The organism is Paenisporosarcina sp. P4_D4, from assembly GCF_056401835.1.
On record NZ_JBFUIO010000283.1, the window covers coordinates 1 to 1,476 of the forward strand.

A 1,476-nucleotide genomic window follows, 5' to 3' on the forward strand; every position below is an offset into this window, starting at 1 on the left:
GATATATCCATCACTTCTTTATACGATGGTTCGCCAATAAATGTAATATTGTTTTCAATTAACAAGTTACTTATTTTCATTTCAGGCAATGAAAGACATCTATTATTTTTTATGTCAAAGTAAAATTTATTTGCTTCGCTTTCTAAAATTTCAACAGGAAGATACATTTTACAAATTTCAGTAAACTTTTTGTTTAAACGAATACTTAAATTTTCTCTTGATAAAAAGTTTCTTGTTTCTTTTTTATTTAAATGTTCTTGAAACTCCTCGACAGAAGGGATTCTATTTAATTCATTTGCTAATTCATTTAGATATTTAATACTGTTATCAGCAAATTCATCATAGTCATATTCAACTTCTGAGGAATCAATTAACCCTGCTTCAAATAGAGCCAGTCTATAAGATCCGAAATTTCTGGCAAACCAATCTCTAGGAACACCGTCTTTAGCAACGTCTAAAGAAGATGGAACTCTTTCTAGCTTTCCATACAAATCTTGCAGATATGAAATACCGTCATTTTTTGTAATCAATATGTTCTCAATTTTATTAAGTGGTAGGTCACATTCTTTCAATAGCTCTGTCCAGCTTTCCCAATAGTTAGAAATTGCAGTTTTGGAATAACTCAACTCATTATAATAAGGACTTCTTTCGTTTGTATTATAGAAAGCAATCACTTCATTTATTATAGCCTCTTTACTGTGGTCAAAATTGGTATTTAACTTTAAATTTATCATGGATAGTGCATTATTCCATGAGCCAAATCTTTCTAGGTAAACGTGATGWCAAGGCAAATCTTTATTGCTATTTAAATCTTCACAAGTAGGTGTTTTACCTAATTGAATGGAAAGTTCTTTTAATTTTTCTAATAAGAATTCGTCATTAAATTTTCTTTTTGCTAAAGACTTATTCCTTTTTAGACCTAAAGAGCCAGCTTTCTTTTTTATTGTGTCCCAACTTTTTTTAATTATTAAAGAATCATTTATCTCTTCCCGAGAACAAATTTCATACTTTTCTCTTAGCATCTGTTCGTCCTGAAGTAACCAACCATGATCTCCAAAAATACCAGTATCCTTTAAGAACGTACTCCAATTTCCCCATGTTTGGATATAAGAAACAACACTTGGATAGCCATTTGCTTTTTTTAGTGCAGGGCTACTTGGGTAAACCCCATACTCATCAAAGTATCTGTGGAATTCGCTTATTAAAAAATCTTTATCAATTCCAATTTCCATAGAAATCATTACCCTCCCGTTATTGTTTATATTTTATTATCTCTCTAAAAACGTCCCTTAGCTATTGAGTCGTTTTTATGTGGTGCTTATTTAATTTGTATTATTAATAGCTCTTACTCAGCAAACAATTGTAACGCTTCCAGTTCGTCTAATAAGGTGTTCATTGAGTCTTCCCAATTTTGATATTCCTCTTTAGCCATATCACGATACATGAAGTCATTTGTTTTAAGGAACTGTCTTGTAT

At 30.7% G+C, this 1,476-nt stretch carries 1 protein-coding gene; it reads right to left on the minus strand.

The genetic code is table 11. From position 1 onward, the window contains the following. The coding region (locus AC1DSL_RS18120) for a homing endonuclease associated repeat-containing protein (protein WP_477533314.1) at positions 1–1,232 on the minus strand (1,232 nt) is incomplete at its 3' end. Positions 1,233–1,476 lie beyond the last annotated feature (244 nt).